This is a genomic window from Acetobacter senegalensis (genome assembly GCF_001499615.1).
In the GTDB taxonomy this organism is placed as follows: domain Bacteria; phylum Pseudomonadota; class Alphaproteobacteria; order Acetobacterales; family Acetobacteraceae; genus Acetobacter; species Acetobacter senegalensis.
Window position 1 is genome coordinate 3,422,501 of the sequence record NZ_LN606600.1, and the last position, 17,363, is coordinate 3,439,863.

Here is a 17,363-nt window from a genome sequence, read left to right on the forward strand (position 1 = left end):
GTGAGGCGAACCCGGGGAACTGAAACATCTCAGTACCTGGAGGAAAAGACATCAATTGAGATTCTGCTAGTAGTGGCGAGCGAACGCGGAACAGGCCAGTCATTTTTGAAGAAGAAGCAGAAGGATCTGGAAAGGTCCGCCATAGTGGGTGATAGCCCCGTATGCGTAGTGTCTTTGAGAATGCTTGAGTAGGGCGGGGCACGTGAAACCCTGTCTGAACATGGGGGGACCACCCTCCAAGCCTAAATACTCCCTGGTGACCGATAGTGAACAAGTACCGTGAGGGAAAGGTGAAAAGCACCCCGACGAGGGGAGTGAAATAGACCTGAAACCGAATGCCTACAAGCAGTCGGAGCCTCTTATGGGGTGACGGCGTACCTTTTGTATAATGGGTCAGCGAGTTTCTGTTTGCAGCGAGCTTAAGCCGATAGGTGTAGGCGTAGCGAAAGCGAGTCTGAATAGGGCGCCGAGTTGCTGGCAGAAGACCCGAAACCGAGTGATCTAGCCATGGCCAGGCTGAAGGTGCGGTAACACGCACTGGAGGGCCGAACCCACGCCTGTTGAAAAAGTCGGGGATGAGCTGTGGCTAGGGGTGAAAGGCCAATCAAACTCGGAAATAGCTGGTTCTCCGCGAAATCTATTGAGGTAGACCGTCAGGTATTTACCCCGGGGGGTAGAGCACTGGATGGGCTAGGGGGGCCCAAAGCCTTACCAAACCTAACCAAACTCCGAATACCCGGAAGTATAGCCTGGCAGACAGACAGTGGGTGCTAAGGTCCATTGTCGAGAGGGAAACAGCCCAGACCACCAGCTAAGGCCCCCAAATCGTGGCTAAGTGGGAAAGGATGTGGGGATTCCAAAACAACCAGGAGGTTGGCTTAGAAGCAGCCATCCTTTAAAGAAAGCGTAATAGCTCACTGGTCTAATAGAAACCCTGCGCCGAAAATGTAACGGGGCTCAAGCCACGTGCCGAAGCTGTGGGTGCATATCTATGATATGCGCGGTAGCGGAGCGTTCCGTAAGTCTGTGAAGGAGACGGGGTGACCCTCTCTGGAGATATCGGAAGTGCGAATGCTGACATGAGTAGCGACAAACAGTGCGAGAAACACTGTCGCCGAAAGTCCAAGGGTTCCTGCGCAAGGTTAATCCACGCAGGGTTAGTCGGCCCCTAAGGCGAGGGCGAAAGCCGTAGTCGATGGGAATCAGGTGAACACTCCTGAACCTGTCAGAAGTGACGAATGCAAGATGTTGTCAGTCCTTAATGGATTGGACTGGCTTTTTGCGCATTCCAGGAAATAGCTCTGGCGTATAGACCGTACCCGAAACCGACACAGGTGGACTGGTAGAGAATACCAAGGCGCTTGAGAGAACGATGCTGAAGGAACTAGGCAAATTACTCGTGTAACTTCGGGATAAGCGAGACCCGTTGGTGGGCAACCATTGGCGGGTGGCACAGACCAGGGGGTAGCGACTGTTTAGTAAAAACACAGGGCTCTGCGAAGTCGAAAGACGACGTATAGGGCCTGACGCCTGCCCGGTGCCGGAAGGTTAAGAGGAGGTGTGAGAGCACTGAATTGAAGCCCCGGTAAACGGCGGCCGTAACTATAACGGTCCTAAGGTAGCGAAATTCCTTGTCGGGTAAGTTCCGACCTGCACGAATGGCGTAACGACTTCCCCGCTGTCTCCAGCATCGGCTCAGCGAAATTGAATTCCCCGTGAAGATGCGGGGTATCCGCGGTCAGACGGAAAGACCCTATGAACCTTTACTGCAGCTTTACAGTGGCATCAGAGACATTCTGTGTAGGATAGGTGGGAGGCTTTGAAGCGGGGGCGCCAGTTCCCGTGGAGCCATCCTTGAAATACCACCCTGAATTTTTCTGATGTCTAACCGCGGTCAGTTAGCCTGATCCGGGACCCTGTATGGTGGGCAGTTTGACTGGGGCGGTCGCCTCCCAAAGTGTAACGGAGGCGCGCGATGGTGGGCTCAGGCCGGTCGGAAACCGGCTGTTGAGTGCAATGGCATAAGCCCGCCTGACTGCGAGAGTGACAGCTCGAGCAGAGACGAAAGTCGGCCATAGTGATCCGGTGGTCCCGCGTGGAAGGGCCATCGCTCAACGGATAAAAGGTACTCTAGGGATAACAGGCTGATCTCCCCCAAGAGTCCACATCGACGGGGAGGTTTGGCACCTCGATGTCGGCTCATCACATCCTGGGGCTGGAGCAGGTCCCAAGGGTTCGGCTGTTCGCCGATTAAAGTGGTACGTGAGCTGGGTTTAGAACGTCGTGAGACAGTTCGGTCCCTATCTGCCGTGGATGTTGGAGACTTGAGAGGATTTGTCCCTAGTACGAGAGGACCGGGATGAACACACCTCTGGTGCACCGGTTGTCGCGCCAGCGGCACCGCCGGGTAGCTAAGTGTGGACGGGATAACCGCTGAAAGCATCTAAGCGGGAAACCCACCTCAAAACTAGGTCTCCCCAAGGGCCGTGATAGACCATCACGTCAATAGGCCAGGTGTGGAAGCGCAGTAATGCGTGTAGCTAACTGGTCCTAATCGCCCAATAGGCTCACTCTCTTACCGTTCCCTTAAAAGAACGGCCCGTGCACAGAAATCATCCATGCAAAACGTCATACTTCATCATACCCAACCGTCCACACCACCCCAACTCAAGGGTGATTTGGATGACCTGGTGGCCATGGCGGGGAGTGATCCACCCGATCCCATCCCGAACTCGGCCGTGAAAACCCCCAGCGCCTATGATACTGCGGCTTAAGTCGTGGGAAAGTCGGTCGCCGCCAGGTCTTCCAAATCACCCTAAAATCACCACAAACGCGGGGTGGAGCAGCCCGGTAGCTCGTCAGGCTCATAACCTGAAGGCCGCAGGTTCAAATCCTGCCCCCGCAACCACGATAAGTAATTGATATCACACATTAAAACCCGCCCGTTGAGGCGGGTTTTTTGTTGTCTAAAACGCGGTGCAGGAAACACATAGGAAACAGACGAAAAGATAATCCGGCGCATTTTTGTCGGACTTCACAAGTGTGTGATGCAGGCGCGAAGCCACTTACCTCGTGTTCGAGGTGATGAGCACTCTCGGGCCTGTTTCTCTCGATTAGGAGAAGGTCTCGCTTTGTCGATGGTCCTGTCGAGGCTGGACCTCGTTGTAGTCGACACGCCAAGCCTCTATTTTTGCCCCGGCTGAAGAAGTCAGCACGACCCCATTCTGATACCCCCATAGATGCGCCCTGTCGGCAAGCCGGTCGTGACCAAAATCCGTTGCCCAGCTATCATTGGTGCGCGCCGCATGACGACGTTCCTCGCGCAGGCGCGCCATGTCGATATCTTCTTAAGCTTGTCCACGAGTTCGGGCTTGCGAGCAGGTCTCAGATTTTTTGAAGGATCATGTCCTGCTGCATTTCCCGCTCCAACGATATATCCTCCACCAACTTGCGCAACGTGACATTTTCATCCTCAAGCAGCTTCAGTCGCCGCATCTCCATCAGCAGTAGGCCGTCATATTTCTTCTTCCAGTTGAAAATATAATGCCTGACTGATCTCAGCCTTTCGACAAAGCTCCGCAATGGGGATGCCGTCGTCCCTTTTCGTTTCTCCCATCCTGAGAAACGGCCCGCGAAAAACTCTACCCAAAAACGATCCAGTTTGCCGGAACCAGATTGGCGCCCGATCCGGTTAGGGCTGAAATTGATTAATTAGCGATATGGTAATCGTCACTCGCCCAAAAGAGTTTAAGGCTTCTAGGCCAGATATGATTTTTCCAATTTTGATCACCCCTGATGCGTCAGGCCCTTCGTCGCGATAGAAAGCAATATTACCCCAAGGTGCATAGTAGGCGATGTCACCGATCGTCCCCATGTCTCTTTTCGGCGCACCTTCTTCAGATAGACGGGTAGGCAATGCATCGCTGACTTTCTCTGCGGTGCTCAGGTCTCGCAAGGTCATTGTTATCGGAAGCAGCGCGGCAAAGCTGTGTGCAGTTGGCGAGTTGTTAAGAGTCGCCAGCATTCTTGTGTTGCCAATCTGAATCTGGAGTTTGACATTCTTGGTATTTATCCATGTGGTCTCCCCTGAATGTTGACTGGTCTTGGTGGATGGTGCGGCTTGAGCCGTTGACAATGCAAGGTTAGTGGCAGCTAAAAAAACAGCGAAAGTAACTCGGTATGATATTCCGAAATTAAATCGGGTGATATAGGATTTTACTTCTGTTTTATTCGGAAGCATACCGCTGCACTCCAGTAACATGATTTTTTTATCTGCGGGAAAGATAAAGAAGTAAAAAATTGACTTATACAGAGTGTTTTTTGACGTGCTGTGGAAATTCTCTTTCCACAGCACTGTTGCTTATGCGGTCTGACCGCCATCCACTACGAACGTTGCGCCGACCGTGAAGGCAGCGAGATCCGAACACAACCACAGTACGGTTCCGGCAATTTCTTCCGGTTTGCCCAGCCGACCCACAGGTTCCTGTCCGATAGCGGCCTGACGTCCCTCCTCGGTTCCTCCAGTGAAACGGGTCATCATCGGGGTTTCTATGATGCCAGGAGCCACGACATTAACGCGAATATTTGAAGATGCGTAGTCAAGAGCTGCAGCTTTACTGAGACCAATAACTCCAAATTTGGATGCACAGTAGGCCCCGTTTCCTGAGAAGCCCTTCACGCCAGCGCCCGATGCTGTGCTGACAATAGCACCACCGCCAATTTTCAACATTTCGGGTATCTGATGCTTCAGACTGAAGAAAACGCTATTCAGGTTGGTTGAGATAACATTTTCCCACATCTCCGGCGGAATGTCGGCAGTTGCGAGTGCCTTGTGTTCAATGCCCGCATTGTTGAATGCGAAATTAAGGCGTCCAAATTCCGCAACGGTTTTTGCAACAGCACTTTTGATTTCATTCTCCTTTGAGACGTCGGCAATAATGGAGATTGCTCTACCACCAGCTTCTGTAATGAGGCGTAATGTCTCCTGAATATTTCCTTCCGAACGGCCAACTACCGCGACGCTTGCTCCGGCCTTGGCAAAGGCGAGAGCGGTCGCACGCCCGATACCCGTGCCCGCACCGGTGACAATGGCGACCTTGCCCGAATAATCAAATTGCACTGACATGATGAATCTCCCTTGTTCGCTGTGCGAGGCAGACGATGTCAAAATGCCGGACGGAACTGAATTAATGAAAATAACTCATAACCGTATGCAATTTTTATCGACTACCAACATTAATGGCATGGACGTAAGATAACATCGCTGTCAAGGCCGTATGGCAAAGGCACCTGCTATCTGGAGTCTAGGCTGGTGCCTACATGGACAACGGTTCGTACCTGTGGGCTTGGGCGTAATTATGCGGATGACATGTCCTCCCGGAAGGGAAAGGAGAACTGTCATCTCGGGCTGGAATGCGAAGGATTAGGAAATGCGACACGCTAAAGGGAGGCTGGTAACTCTTGGTATTCTTGCGTTCGGGACAGTTCTTGTTTCCGTATCTGTCAAAAATACCTATGCTGCTGCCGAACCTTCATGGCGTGAGGGGCATGCCATCGAAACACGTCCGCCGGAACTTGAGAGTGACCGGCCTGCATTCGTGGGGCAGACCCGGGCGCCTTACCATGCAACCTCTCCCTTTCACGTCACGGTTCTGACAGACAGGCTGCATGCGCCCTGGAGCCTTGCATTCCTGCCTGACGGGCCATGCTGGTAACGGAAAAGCCTGGGGCGTTGCGTATCGTAGATGCACAGGGCAGGATTTCTGGGCCTGTCAGGAATTTACCAGCCGTCCATTATGGCGGTCAGGTGGGGCTTCTGGACGTTGCGCTGGATCGCGACTTCGCAAAGGATCACCGCATATTCTTCAGCTATAGCGAGGATGTGGGAGACGATAAGACCAATATTGCTCTTGCGCGCGCTACGCTGGATGAGAAAGCTGGTATTTTGCGGGATGTTTCCGTGATTTTTCGGGCGTTACCAGCGGTCTCGTCTACAAAAGGTGCCAATCAGGGCGGTCGCATCGCGGTGGCACCGAATGGAACCCTGTTCATGACTGTAGGGGATCGTTCCAGCATTACGCCCTGGGATGTCGCCCAGCATCTTGATAGCGATCTGGGCAAGATCATTCACATTACGGCGGACGGTGAACCCGCGTCAGATAATCCTTTTATTGGTCGGGCAGGAGCAAGACCGGAAATCTGGACTCTTGGGCACCGCAGCGAAGAAGGACTGGCTTTCGCACCAGATGGCAGGTTGTGGGAAACAGAACATGGGCCACAAGGTGGTGATGAACTCAATCTTATCGAACGAGGTAAGAATTATGGGTGGCCTTTAGTGACACACGGCATTGATTATTCAGGAGAGAAGATCAATGGCGGCCTGACCGAAAAACCTGGAACAGAACAGGCTCGCTATTACTGGGATCCGGTTATAGCACCATCAGGTCTTGCTTTTTATTCAGGCAATCTTTTTCCTCAATGGCACGATAGCGTGTTCGTTGGCGGTTTACGTGCCGGATTTCTCGATCGTCTGACACTGACAACTAACGACAAAGTCAGGGATGAGGAACCGCTGCTGGCCGATCTGCGCAGCCGGATACGTGATGTCAGGTCAGGTCCGGACGGGGCGGTGTATGTCCTGACGGATGACGGGAAACTCCTTCGCCTGACACCAGGTCAATAAAGAGGAATGATAATCATGAAAAAGATCATGGTGATGTTGGCAATCACCCTGGGTTTGGTGGGAGTGCCTGCCATGGCGGCGGACATGTCGAATGGTGCAGACAATTTCTACAAAAGCGATCGCGTCACGATTCAGAAAATTTCTTTCAAGAACAAGATGGGCATGAAAGTAGTGGGAAACCTCTTCACGCCCAAAAACCTGGAACAGAACAGAAAATATGCGGTCATTGTCGTCGGCCACCCGATGGGAGCCGTCAAGGAACAGAGTGCTAACCTCTATGCGACGAAACTGGCCGAGCAGGGCTTTGTCACGCTGGATTTCGATCTGTCCTTCTGGGGTGAAAGCGAAGGAGAGCCCCGTAATACGGTATCGACCGATATCTACGTGGATGATTTTCTGGCAGCCGTAGACTTTCTGGGGACACAAACCTTTGTAGACAGGGGACGTATCGGAGCACTCGGCATCTGCGCGAGCGGCAGCTTTGTTGTCAGTGCTGCACAGATCGACCCACGGATTAGAGCTATTGCAACTGTCAGCATGTATGACATGGGAGCGGCTAACCGGAACGGACTGCACCATTCTGTTACGCTCAAGCAGAGAGAGAAAATTCTTCAGGATGCTGCGCAAGAGCGCACCGCCGAATTTTCAGGGGCTCCGATCAAGTATACGAGTGGAACGCCAGAAAAACTGACAAAAAACTCGACGGTTGTTGAACGCGAGTTCTATGATTTCTATCGGACGCCGCGCGGATATTCTCCCAATACCACGACGCATCCCACACTTGTCAGCAACGTTTCATTCATGAATTTCTACCCGTTCGAGCAGATACAAACCATCTCGCCGCGTCATCTGCTTTTTGTTGTCGGAGAGAAAGGGCATTCGCGTGAATTCAGTGAAGATGCCTACCAGCGTGCAGCCGAGCCAAAGGAACTCTATATCGTGCCGGGCGCGGGGCATGTTGATCTCTATGACAGAACAAAACTTATTCCTTTCGCCAAGCTGGCTAATTTCTTTCGTGAGAATCTGAAATAAGCGCTGAAACCTGCTGGTGATCATCCGTGTTGGACCGTTCAGTGTGGACGTAACGGTCCAACTATGCAGGGTAAGGCCGAACGCTATGGGCTTCGGGCAGCCGCTATCATACCAGTATCAACATGTGTCGTACCTAGTCTCGAATGAAGGCTGACAAACAAGGAACAACCATCTGAAAAAGGAGCGCAGTCATTGAGTCCAGAAAGTTCACGCAGCTGCGATCAGGACCGTCAACGGGACGCGGTGGTTGACGCGTGGCTGAGACATGAACTGCGGAACAAATACGGCGCTATTCTCGGTGACGATATTCCCGATGAACTTTTGGACCTGATAAACGCCTCGACAGTTCCGACACACATTCCAGAACAGGACAGTTAGAGCGAAGAAGCCGACATGTTGTCAGGATGATGCACGCTGGCCTGCCAATCATCCCATAGGAGGTGTACTGCTTCGTGCAGGAAGGTTGTGCATGATCCAGCGCAAGGTGTGCAAAAATCGGATTGACCTGGATGAGACTTCTGCAACAGGTGTCGCAGCCATTGCGGCACGCTACAGGTTTCACAATGCAGAGATGGTTGAGGTGATCGGATACGTCATTGCAGAGATCTAACAACCTGCTGGCAAGCCGTATCATGTCAGAGGGCTGGGAGAGGTTGCCCAACCCCTGCCTGAACATGGCATCGGCTTCACTCACCTTACTCCGCATATAGGTGAGTGTGGCCGTCGCGGGGACGGGTGGTAATGGCTGAGGCATGTGCTCTTTCCTTCACGGCTCTCGCGCCGTGAATTGTCTGTGTCGTCTGTGTGTCGAATGAGCCCGATCGTCAGAGAATATGCTCGGCAAGGGGTGCCTTGCGGGGCGGTATCTCCGTGCCCCAACCGCCGCCGAGCGCCTTGTAGAGGGTCACAGTGTTCGACAGGGCCTGGAGCTGGGTCGTAATGGCTGCAAGCTGGGCGGTGTACCACGCCCTCTGCGCAACAAGTGTTCCGAGATAGGGGTCATAGCCGGCCCTGAATCTCTGTAGGGCGAGGGTATATTGCCGCTGATTGGCAGCGACCGATGCCTGCTGGGCCACCATCTGCCCGAGATAGGTTTCCCGCCCGGCCAGCGCATCCGCGACTTCGCGAAACGCGGACTGGATCGTTCGCTCGTAGCGCGCCACTTCTTCTCGTTTGCGAGCACGGGCCTGCTTGAGCTGGGCGGTCAGACGACCTGCGTCAAAGAGCGGCAAGGTAATCTGCGGTGCGACGTTCCAGGCGCCCATGCCGCTTTGGAAGAGGCGGGTGATATTGTTGCTTGCCGTGCCATTGGCGGCCGTGATCTGGATTTTCGGGAAGAATTCGGCCCGCGCTGCACCGATATCGTCATTGGCGGCCCGTAACTCGCCTTCGGAGGCCGCTATATCCGGTCGCCGGTTTATCATGTCGGACGGCAGGCCAGCCGGTACGACTGGAAATGCCGTGATGGAATCAAGAGAAGTCTTGGTGCTCATGGATCGGATCATGGCGTCCGTGAGCGGGGTGCCCACCAGCAATGTCAACTGATCAAGGGCCTCCGCGCGTTGTCGCGTGTAGATTTGCAGATTGGTTTCGGCATCATGCAGGGAGGCTTCGGCTTCCGCCAGGTCCAGTTGCGTACCTGTGCCGACTTCGGCTGTCTGTTTGACAAGATCGTAAGTATGGCGTCGGTTTTCCAGAACATTCTGCGTAACCGTGACCGCCTGATTGTTGGCGACCCAGTTCAGCATCGCCATCGCAACACTGGAAATGATGCTCAGCCTCATCGCCTGCTGGTTCAGCGCACTGGCCATATAGCGGTCGAACGAGGCTCTGGAGGCACTCCGTATGCGCCCCCATAGGTCCACTTCATAGGCGGAAACACCGAAGCCGACTGCATACTGCCGCATGTAGATCGGTTCGTCCGTGCGGGAGAGGCTCCAGATATGAGAGTTCATTTTCTGGATATTGGCACCCGCCGTTCCGTTCAAAGTCGGGAACAGGGCTGCGTTCTCAATGTCGAATTGCGAACTGGCTGCGGCAGTCTGCTGCTGCGCAATGCGTAGATCCCGGTTGTTCTCCAGCGCTGTGGCGATGAGGGTCTGCATGACAGGATCGCGGTAGAAATCGCGCCAGTCCTGCATGAGCGTCGTGTCATCCTTAGCGTGCGTAGGGCGTTCGCCGCTGGATGGCCATGTCGTGGACACCGGTGCAGCCGGTCTGTGATAATGCGGGATCATGGTGCAGCCGCCGAGCAAAGCCGTCAGCGTGATCCCGTGAAGAAGGAATGAAGCCCGCACGCTCAGATCACCTTCAGGTTCTTGTCGAGTTGTGGCGCGACAACACTGCCTTCATGCAAGGCGGACGGAGGATGCACCACAAGCTGGCTGCCATCGGGCAATCCATCCAGAATTTCCAGATGATCTCCATAATCCCGGCCGATCTTGACCTTGTGAACCGCGATTTTATTGTCAGCAGTGACAGTTTCGACAGACAATCCGTCAGCCTCATAATTGAGGGCTTCTGAGGGAACCATAATAACGGAAGCAGCCCGAGGCAGGTCAAAATGGATTTCCGCATAAAGCCCGGCTGTCAGGCGATTATCGTGGTTATCAATTTCGATCTCAACGGGCAGCATACGGCTTCCCTGTTCCAGCGCGTGCCCAGTTCGCGTGACTGTGCCTTTGAAAGTCTGACTAGGTCGTTCCGGCACCACGATCGAAGCTGGCTCATCCACTTTGACTGTCAGAGCAGCATCCTGGGGAACGTGGACACGTACGCGCAACCGATCGGTGCGGGTGACCACAAACAGGGGGCGTGATGTGGCGTTATCAGCGCTGACCAGATCTCCGGCCTCTACATTCCTGACGGTGACAACGCCGTCATAAGGGGCGATCACCGTCGTGTAAGCCTGACGCTGCGCTGTTTCAGCCAGCACAGCATCAGCAGCTTTCTGTTCGGCCTGCCGGGCATTTTGTGTCAGGCGGTCCACATCGAAATTCTGTTTGCTGACAGCGCCTCCACCGACAAGCCCGCCAGACCGCCGCGCGGTAATCTGCGCCAGAGCCAGATTGGCGCGAGCCTGCGCCAGTGTCGCCTGCGCCTGCTCAACACGGTGATCAAGTTCCGGCGCTCGGATGACCGCCAGAACCTGTCCTGCCTGCACGGGGGTTCCGATATCGACAAACCGCTTGTCGATATAGCCCGAAGCGCGTGCGCCGATGGGTGTTGTCTCAATTCCTACGGTTTCGCCTGGCAGGTCCAGCGACAAAGGTTGTGTCGAAGCACGCGCGATCATGGTCCGCACATCAGGAACCTGCTGGTCGCGCTCTCTGGCCGTTGCCGTGACCGCGTGCGCACGCTCGACATGGGTATAAACGCCATAACCAACTGCGAGGATGACACCCAGTCCGGCAACAATGCCGGGGGAGAACCGCCTGCGTTCGTGACCGGAGTGGGACATGACAGGATCAGATGACATTCTCATATTCCTCAAGCATGCGGGATTCACGACGGCGCAGACGGCTGTAGAGCCAGGGGACAACAAAAAGCGTGGTGCAGGTGCCAATCATCAGGCCGCCAATCACAGCGCGGCCCAGAGGTGCGTTCTGCTCGCCGCCGTCTCCGAGGCCCAGCGACATCGGCAGCATGCCAATCACCATGGCCAGCGACGTCATTAAAATTGGCCTCAAACGCTCCCGCCCGGCTTCCATCGCAGCCTCCATGGCGGTCATGCCATGCGCACGGCTTTCCTTGGCGAAGGTGACCAGCAGGATGGAATTGGCACTCGCCACACCCACGCTCATGATCGCACCCATGAGCGAGGGCACGGAGAAAGTCGTGCCCGTGACGAAAAGCATGAGCACGATGCCGCACATGGCGCCCGGCAGCCCTAGTATGACAACCAGAGGGTCCATGAAGGACTGGAAGTTCACGACCATCAGCAGATAGACTGCAACCGCCGCCACCAGCAGGCCGATTTCAAGGCGCGTGAAGGACGTGTTCATGCTGTCGATCTGCCCTGCCACCTCAATGCTGTTGCCGGGTTTCAGGTCGCCTTTGTGGCGCGCGACAATCCGCCCGATATCACGAGCAATGCTTCCCAGATCACGATCCTCGGCACTGGCGTCGATATCCAGAACCGGCTGGATGTTGCTGTGTGAAATCACGTCAGGTGCGACCGTGCGCTCGATGGTCGCCACGTTCCGGAGCAGAGTCGGAATACCGGCCACCTGTGATGCATTCCCTGCCACCACCAGCTTGCCCAGATCATCAACGGTGTTGACCTGATATTGCGGTGTCTGTACGGCAACCGGGTAAAGCGTTCCCATCTGCGGATCGGGCCAGAAGTTCGGCGTGACTGTATTGGAGGAGGCCTGCGAGACCATGACGCTGCGGGCCACGTCGTTCAGAACGAGATTGAGGTCCTGCGCCCGTTCGCGGTCGATCGATACGTTCAGGGCAGGTGCTACAAGCTGCTGGTGCAGGTGCACATCCACCAGACCGCGCACATGACGCATGTCCTCCATGATCTTGCCCATAACCACGCGGTTATTCGCCTGATCATACCCCGTAATCCGCACGTCAATCTGGGATGTCAGACCAAAATTCAGGATCTGCGTCACCATGTCGGCGGGCTGGAAATAGAACACGACATCTGGGAAGCGTTTGGCCAGAACTGTGCGCAGACGGCTGATATACTCCGCTGTCGGACGATGCTTTTCCTTCAGGGCCACCATGATCTGCCCGTCATTCGGGCCTATGGTTGAGCCATCATCAAAGGGCATGGAGAAACGGAAAGGAATGCCGATATCATCGAGCACCAGTTCACGCTCATTCTGGGGAACAACTTCGCGAATGGTATCTTCAACCTGATCGAAAATCCGTTCGGTGGTCTCAATCCTTGTTCCTGCAGGCGCACGGACGTGCAGCTTGAACTCTCCGGCATCAATAACAGGGAAGAAGTCCTGTCCCACCTGCGTTGCAAGAAGCACAGCGGTCAGAACAAAGATGCCGCCCAGAGCCGGAACTTTCCAAGCGCTATGCAGAAGGCCGGACAGCGTCTTTTCATAACCATTCCGCAGGCGCTCGAACCGGGCATCAAATTTCGCGCCGAACCGTTCAAAAATCGTAGGGGGCTTTCCAGACTCTTCTCGCCGTTTTTTGGCCTGTTCTTCGGAGCGGAGAAGCAGAGCTGCAAAGATCGGCACCAGCGTTCGGCTAATAACGTAGGAGGCCAGCATCGCATACACGACGGCGAGCGCCATGGGCGTGAACAAGAACCGTGATGGCCCCGTCAGAAATTCCACAGATACAAAAACGCAGGAAATCGCCAGCGTGGACACCAGTGTCGGCAGTGCAATGCCTGCGGCACCATCCAGAACGGCTTTGCGCAAGTCTGCGCCATCATGATGCAGGCGGTGGATATTCTCGATCGTGACCGTGGCATCATCCACCAGAATGCCCACGGCGAGCGCAAGGCCACCCAATGTCATGAGATTGAGGGTCTCTCCGGTTGCAGAGAGAATGGCGATGGAAGACAGGATCGCGAGTGGGATGGAGACCGCCACAATCAGCGTGGAACGCCAGCTTGCCAGAAAGGCAAGGATCATGGCTGCTGTCAGCAAACCAGCAATCACGGCTTCAGACGCCACGCCCTTGATGGCGGCCTTCACGAACAGGGACTGATCGAACAGTTCGTCAATCTTCATGCCCGGAGGTGCTGCAGCGCGTGAGAGGGGCAGCACTGTATCACGCATGGCGTTCACAACCGCCAGCGTGGACGCATTTCCGGCTTTCATAATCCGCAGCAGAACCGAGCGCTGCCCTTCACGGCGCACGATGTTATGCTGCACCTCCCAACCATCACGGACCTGCGCGATATCGCGGATACGGATGATGGCACCGGTATTCGGGTCTTTCCGCAGCGGAATATTATTAAGCTGCTTTGAAAAATACGGAATACCGTTCATCTGGATGTTGTATTGAGACGGTCCAAATTTCACCGTGCCGCCCGGAAGTGTGAGGTTCTGCGCGTTGATGGCATTGGAGACATCCAATGGGCTGATTTTCATCGCCTGCAACTTAGTCGGATCAATATCGACCATGATCTGGCGGATCTTGCCGCCATGCGGCGGGGGCAGAAGTGTTCCGGGGACTGGCGCCATCTGCTGACGCAGACGGTAGACACCATAATCGTACAACTCACTTTCCGTCAGCTTATCAGAAGACAGGGAAAGCTGCAGAACTGCTACACTGGAGGCGCTGTACTGCATGATAATGGGTGGCTGCACGCCCGGTGGAAGCTGTGCACGAATGGATTGGGTGGCGGCAACAGTTTGTCCAAGAGCAACCCCGATATCCACTCCCGGCTGAAAGTACAGTTTCTGAAGCACAAGACCGGGTGTGGTCTGGCTTTCGATGGTCCGCAGATTATTGACGAAAAAGCTGTGCGAGAATTCTGTATAGGTACTGATGCGTTTTTCGGTTTCGGGTGCCGAAAGACCATCATAATACCAGACAACAGTAATGACTGGAATATCGATATTCGGGAAAATGTCGGTTGGCGTCCTGAAGATAGCGGAAATGCCAAGCAGAAGAATCAGTAATGACCCGACGATAAAAGTATAGGGCTTTCGGAGCGCAAGACCAACAATGCCCATGAATTGGCAATTTCCTTTTTTCGAGTCTGATGTTGGGTAACTCAGGGTAATAGATTGCAGAGTGCCCTGACGTCGTGCGACACCGGCATTGATGTGTGGATACTGACAATAAAGTATCTCTTCATCATACGACTATACGCTATATTTTGAATATAATAATGAATTATATTCATTAATCCAGAAGCGTAACGATGGAGCCGCGAGGTCACCGTGTCTGGATAGGCAGTTTTTATTAATGAATTATATTCATAATAGAATACGTTTATTAGGCATAGTTTTAGATGGCGGCTTTGGAGTATTTAAAAAAGATAAATGTGTTGTGATAAAATTAAGTAGTTATGACACAAGCCTGAAGGAAATATGAGTTGTTTGGAAAAACAAATTTTTTAAAAATAGTCGGGCATCATGATTAAGTAATTTTTTTGGAAAATAAAAATATCACACTCACCCAGTTACATAGTCAGATATGTTCGATATTCCCCTTATATAGGAGAAGCTATTCATGCGCATCGGTATTATCGGCGCGGGTCGAATGGGAAGTGCCTTGGGCGAGGTCTACGCCGATTGCGGGCATGATATTATTTTCAGCTACGCGCGTACGGATACGAAGCTGGAAACCGTCACGCAGGCGGCGGGCCGGAAGGCCCGTTGGAGCACGCCCGACGATGCCGCCCGCAACTGCGACCTCGTGATCCTCGCTGTTCATTGGATGCGCGTAGAAGATGCTCTCGCATGTGCGGGTGACTTGTCCGGCAAGACCGTCATGAGTTGCTGCATGCCGCTTGATGAAACGGATAGCGAACTGGTGATCGCTCATACAGATTCCGGGGCGGAAGCTCTGGCCCGTATGTTGCCTCATGCACACATAGTCGCGGCCTTCCAGACGATCCCCAGCGAAAGTCTGCGTCCGGTATATCTGGGCAGGCAGAGAGTGGACAGGCCGAGCGTCGTTTTCTGCGGGGACAATGGAGCCGGCAAACAGCTTGTTGCCCAATTAATATCCGAAGCTGGGTTCAGCCCCGTAGACGCGGGATCACTTGAAATGGCCCGGTATATCGAACCCTTCTCGATGCTGGGCGCGGAACTGGCCTATGAAACTCCTATGGGCCCGGAGTGGGTTTACCGATTTAGTCGATTGGACCGCCAGTAAGCTGACGCCTTTTTTTAGAGAAGAAGGTTTCAGAAATGGGTTTTGATCCGGAACGGTCTTAACAAAATGGCTGTCTGCTTTTCGCTTGAGGAAATGTATGCGTCCCAGAATAATCTGTCACATGATCACGTCGATCGACGGTCGGCTGCGCACAAGGCGCTGGACAGCGCCCTGTGCGGGAACAAACCGCCACGTGCTGATGGGGTATTACGAACAGATTGCGCTTAGGCACGATGCGCCGGCATGGATCGTCGGCCGGCACACAATGTCTGAAATTTTGGGCAGTTCTCCTTGGCCAACGGACAGACAGATTACCGAACAGGTCTGGCCTCGCACGCCGTTCATCGGGGATCGACGTAAAAGGAACCTAGCGGTCGTGGTCGATCTCCATGGGCGTCTGACCTACACAGACGACGATATCGATGGAGATCATGCAACGGCCATCCTGGGTGAAGAAGTATCCAACAGCTATCTGTCGCACCTTCGTGCAGTAGGCGTCTCCTATCTCTTCGTTGGAAGTGGGGAGGAAATGCTCGCTGTCGCGATGCAAGGGCTGTACGAGCACTTCGGGGTCGAACGTCTTTTGCTTGAAGGGGGTGGTATTACGAATGGAGAGTTTCTTCGCGCCGGTCTGATCGATGAACTCAGCCTACTGGTATATCCCGGCCTTGACGGCCTTTCCGGGGAGCCAAGCATCTTTGATTATCCGGGCAATTCTGAAGAGCAACCTGCGCTCGGCCAGTCGTTGGCTCTCATATCTTCCGAGACATTGGAAGGGGGGGTGATGTGGCTGCGATATCGCGTTGAACGCAGCACGAAAGCTGGATGATACTATGAGTGCTCGGAGCGCTGGGGAAGCTAAATCTCGACGGCAAGCAGAACTGCGCCTAAACAATATGAGCATGTTCATGAAAAGGGCTCATATATGTCTCGCGAGAATTTTAATGACCTGATCGCGTTTCTGGCTGTGGCGCGTGAGAAGAGCTTTACGCGGGCCGCTGCAAAGCTGGGTGTGTCCCAGTCTGCGTTGAGTCACACGGTTCGTCTACTGGAAGAACGTCTGGGCCTGCGATTACTGACACGGACGACGCGTAGCGTGACGCCCACGAATGCAGGTGACTATCTCATTCGCAACATTGGCCCGCATTTTGATCAGATTGAAAGTCAGATTGCCTCTCTAGGTGAACTGCGGGATGTGCCGAGCGGCCTGATCCGTGTCACTGCAACGGACGATGTCATCGCCTACATCCTCAGGCCGAGGGTTGAACAGTTCCTTAAAAAATATCCTGACGTAAAAATTGAAATCAATGCGGATCTTAGGCTGGTGGATATCGTAGCCGAGCGTTTTGATGCCGGAATTAGGTTGGGAGAGCAGGTGACCAAGGAGATGACTTCGGTGCCTCTCACTCCAGATATTCGTTTTGTCGTCGTGGGCGCGAAATCCTATTTCAGGAAGAACTCGAAACCGAAGGTTCCGCATGACCTTCTGAAGCATAAATGCATCACGATGCGTCTGCCAACACATGGTGGGATTTATGCCTGGGAATTTGAGAAGAACGGTCGGGATGTTAAAGTCCGCGTTGATGGTCCTTTGATATTCAACAGCATTTTTCCTGTGCGGGATGCCTGCTTGGACGGGCTCGGCCTGGCGCATATGCCGGAAATGGTCGCGGAGAAATATATTGCCGATGGACGTCTGGTAAAAGTTCTTCAGGACTGGTGTCCTTATTGGACTGGATACCATCTCTGCTTTCCCCACCACCACCAGACTACCATGCCGTTTTCACTTTTTGTCGAGGAAATGCGTTACGAACCGGCAGAATCTTCGCATTCATGAGTA

General features: G+C 53.9%; 13 protein-coding genes, 1 tRNA gene, 2 rRNA genes and 1 pseudogene (1 of these 17 cut by a window edge). 10 read left to right on the forward strand and 7 right to left on the reverse strand.

Annotation, left to right across the window (positions count from 1 at the left end; translation table 11 throughout):
* From ASN_RS15880 to ASN_RS15890, 3 genes are all read left to right on the forward strand, one after another.
* A 23S ribosomal RNA gene (locus tag ASN_RS15880) occupies window positions 1-2,575 on the forward strand (it extends 166 nt beyond the left edge of the window).
* A 111-nt stretch (window positions 2,576-2,686) separates the two neighbouring features.
* Window positions 2,687-2,802: ribosomal RNA gene (rrf, locus tag ASN_RS15885) — 5S ribosomal RNA — on the forward strand.
* Between the two features lie 29 nt (window positions 2,803-2,831).
* Window positions 2,832-2,908 (forward strand) — tRNA-Met (locus ASN_RS15890).
* Window positions 2,909-3,113: 205 nt separating this feature from the next.
* On the opposite strand, the gene ASN_RS15895 is transcribed toward ASN_RS15890, so the two are convergent.
* The 4 genes and pseudogenes from ASN_RS15895 to ASN_RS15910 form a co-directional block, all read right to left on the reverse strand.
* Window positions 3,114-3,335 (reverse strand): hypothetical protein, encoded by a 222-nt coding sequence (locus ASN_RS15895; RefSeq protein WP_058988776.1) that lies wholly within the window; start codon window positions 3,333-3,335, stop codon window positions 3,114-3,116.
* Window positions 3,323-3,616 (reverse strand): annotated as a pseudogene (locus tag ASN_RS20330) (transposase); the annotation flags it as partial. The gene ASN_RS15895 and the pseudogene ASN_RS20330, both read right to left, overlap by 13 nt.
* Window positions 3,617-3,691: 75 nt before the next feature.
* Window positions 3,692-4,354, reverse strand: a complete 663-nt coding sequence (locus ASN_RS15905) for a cyclophilin-like fold protein (protein ID WP_197603301.1) — start codon at window positions 4,352-4,354, stop codon at window positions 3,692-3,694.
* Between the two features lie 6 nt (window positions 4,355-4,360).
* The gene (locus ASN_RS15910; RefSeq protein WP_058988777.1) at window positions 4,361-5,125 is read right to left on the reverse strand and encodes a glucose 1-dehydrogenase; all 765 of its coding nucleotides are present in this window, start codon (window positions 5,123-5,125) and stop codon (window positions 4,361-4,363) included.
* Window positions 5,126-5,429: 304 nt separating this feature from the next.
* On the opposite strand from ASN_RS15910, the gene ASN_RS15915 reads away from it, so the two are divergent.
* The 4 genes from ASN_RS15915 to ASN_RS19755 all read left to right on the forward strand — a co-directional run bounded on the left by ASN_RS15915 (window position 5,430) and on the right by ASN_RS19755 (window position 8,324).
* Window positions 5,430-5,714, forward strand: coding sequence for a hypothetical protein (locus ASN_RS15915; RefSeq protein WP_058988778.1), 285 nt, complete (start codon window positions 5,430-5,432; stop codon window positions 5,712-5,714).
* A 17-nt stretch (window positions 5,715-5,731) separates the two neighbouring features.
* Window positions 5,732-6,682, forward strand: a complete 951-nt coding sequence (locus tag ASN_RS15920) for a PQQ-dependent sugar dehydrogenase (protein WP_167541323.1) — start codon at window positions 5,732-5,734, stop codon at window positions 6,680-6,682.
* A 15-nt stretch (window positions 6,683-6,697) separates the two neighbouring features.
* Complete coding sequence (locus ASN_RS15925) at window positions 6,698-7,714, forward strand: alpha/beta hydrolase (protein WP_058988780.1); 1,017 nt, start codon at window positions 6,698-6,700, stop codon at window positions 7,712-7,714.
* A 469-nt stretch (window positions 7,715-8,183) separates the two neighbouring features.
* A complete protein-coding gene (locus ASN_RS19755) occupies window positions 8,184-8,324 on the forward strand; it encodes a hypothetical protein (protein ID WP_157765202.1) in 141 nt (46 codons plus the stop codon).
* A gap of 214 nt (window positions 8,325-8,538) precedes the next feature.
* On the opposite strand, the gene ASN_RS15935 is transcribed toward ASN_RS19755, so the two are convergent.
* The 3 genes from ASN_RS15935 to ASN_RS15945 are packed head-to-tail and all read right to left on the reverse strand — an operon-like array spanning window position 8,539 to window position 14,373.
* Window positions 8,539-10,011 carry an efflux transporter outer membrane subunit gene (locus ASN_RS15935; RefSeq protein ID WP_058988782.1) on the reverse strand — a complete coding sequence of 491 codons (1,473 nt, stop codon included), beginning with the start codon at window positions 10,009-10,011 and terminating at the stop codon, window positions 8,539-8,541.
* A gap of 2 nt (window positions 10,012-10,013) precedes the next feature.
* The gene (locus ASN_RS15940; protein ID WP_058988783.1) at window positions 10,014-11,192 is read right to left on the reverse strand and encodes an efflux RND transporter periplasmic adaptor subunit; all 1,179 of its coding nucleotides are present in this window, start codon (window positions 11,190-11,192) and stop codon (window positions 10,014-10,016) included.
* Entirely contained in the window at window positions 11,182-14,373 is a 3,192-nt protein-coding gene (locus ASN_RS15945; RefSeq protein WP_058988784.1) for an efflux RND transporter permease subunit, read from the reverse strand. Before ASN_RS15945 ends, ASN_RS15940 begins: the two co-directional genes overlap by 11 nt.
* A gap of 502 nt (window positions 14,374-14,875) precedes the next feature.
* Here ASN_RS15945 and ASN_RS15950 point away from each other — a divergent pair.
* The 3 genes from ASN_RS15950 (at window position 14,876) to ASN_RS15960 (ending at window position 17,360) form a co-directional block, all read left to right on the forward strand.
* Window positions 14,876-15,523 carry an NADPH-dependent F420 reductase gene (locus ASN_RS15950; protein WP_058988785.1) on the forward strand — a complete coding sequence of 216 codons (648 nt, stop codon included), beginning with the start codon at window positions 14,876-14,878 and terminating at the stop codon, window positions 15,521-15,523.
* 121 nt (window positions 15,524-15,644) lie between these two features.
* A complete protein-coding gene (locus tag ASN_RS15955; RefSeq protein WP_197603302.1) occupies window positions 15,645-16,352 on the forward strand; it encodes a dihydrofolate reductase family protein in 708 nt (235 codons plus the stop codon).
* 96 nt (window positions 16,353-16,448) lie between these two features.
* Window positions 16,449-17,360, forward strand: coding sequence for a LysR family transcriptional regulator (locus tag ASN_RS15960; protein WP_025829354.1), 912 nt, complete (start codon window positions 16,449-16,451; stop codon window positions 17,358-17,360).
* Window positions 17,361-17,363 lie beyond the last annotated feature (3 nt).

Coding starts and splice junctions, on each gene's coding strand:
- ASN_RS15940 (WP_058988783.1), bottom strand. CDS start 11,192: ATGTCATCTGATCCTGTCATGTCCCACTCCGGTCACGAACGCAGGCGG.
- ASN_RS15925 (WP_058988780.1), top strand. CDS start 6,698: ATGAAAAAGATCATGGTGATGTTGGCAATCACCCTGGGTTTGGTGGGA.
- ASN_RS19755 (WP_157765202.1), top strand. CDS start 8,184: ATGATCCAGCGCAAGGTGTGCAAAAATCGGATTGACCTGGATGAGACT.
- ASN_RS15915 (WP_058988778.1), top strand. CDS start 5,430: ATGCGACACGCTAAAGGGAGGCTGGTAACTCTTGGTATTCTTGCGTTC.
- ASN_RS15945 (WP_058988784.1), bottom strand. CDS start 14,373: ATGGGCATTGTTGGTCTTGCGCTCCGAAAGCCCTATACTTTTATCGTC.
- ASN_RS15910 (WP_058988777.1), bottom strand. CDS start 5,125: ATGTCAGTGCAATTTGATTATTCGGGCAAGGTCGCCATTGTCACCGGT.
- ASN_RS15955 (WP_197603302.1), top strand. CDS start 15,645: ATGATCACGTCGATCGACGGTCGGCTGCGCACAAGGCGCTGGACAGCG.
- ASN_RS15895 (WP_058988776.1), bottom strand. CDS start 3,335: ATGGCGCGCCTGCGCGAGGAACGTCGTCATGCGGCGCGCACCAATGAT.
- ASN_RS15950 (WP_058988785.1), top strand. CDS start 14,876: ATGCGCATCGGTATTATCGGCGCGGGTCGAATGGGAAGTGCCTTGGGC.
- ASN_RS15960 (WP_025829354.1), top strand. CDS start 16,449: ATGTCTCGCGAGAATTTTAATGACCTGATCGCGTTTCTGGCTGTGGCG.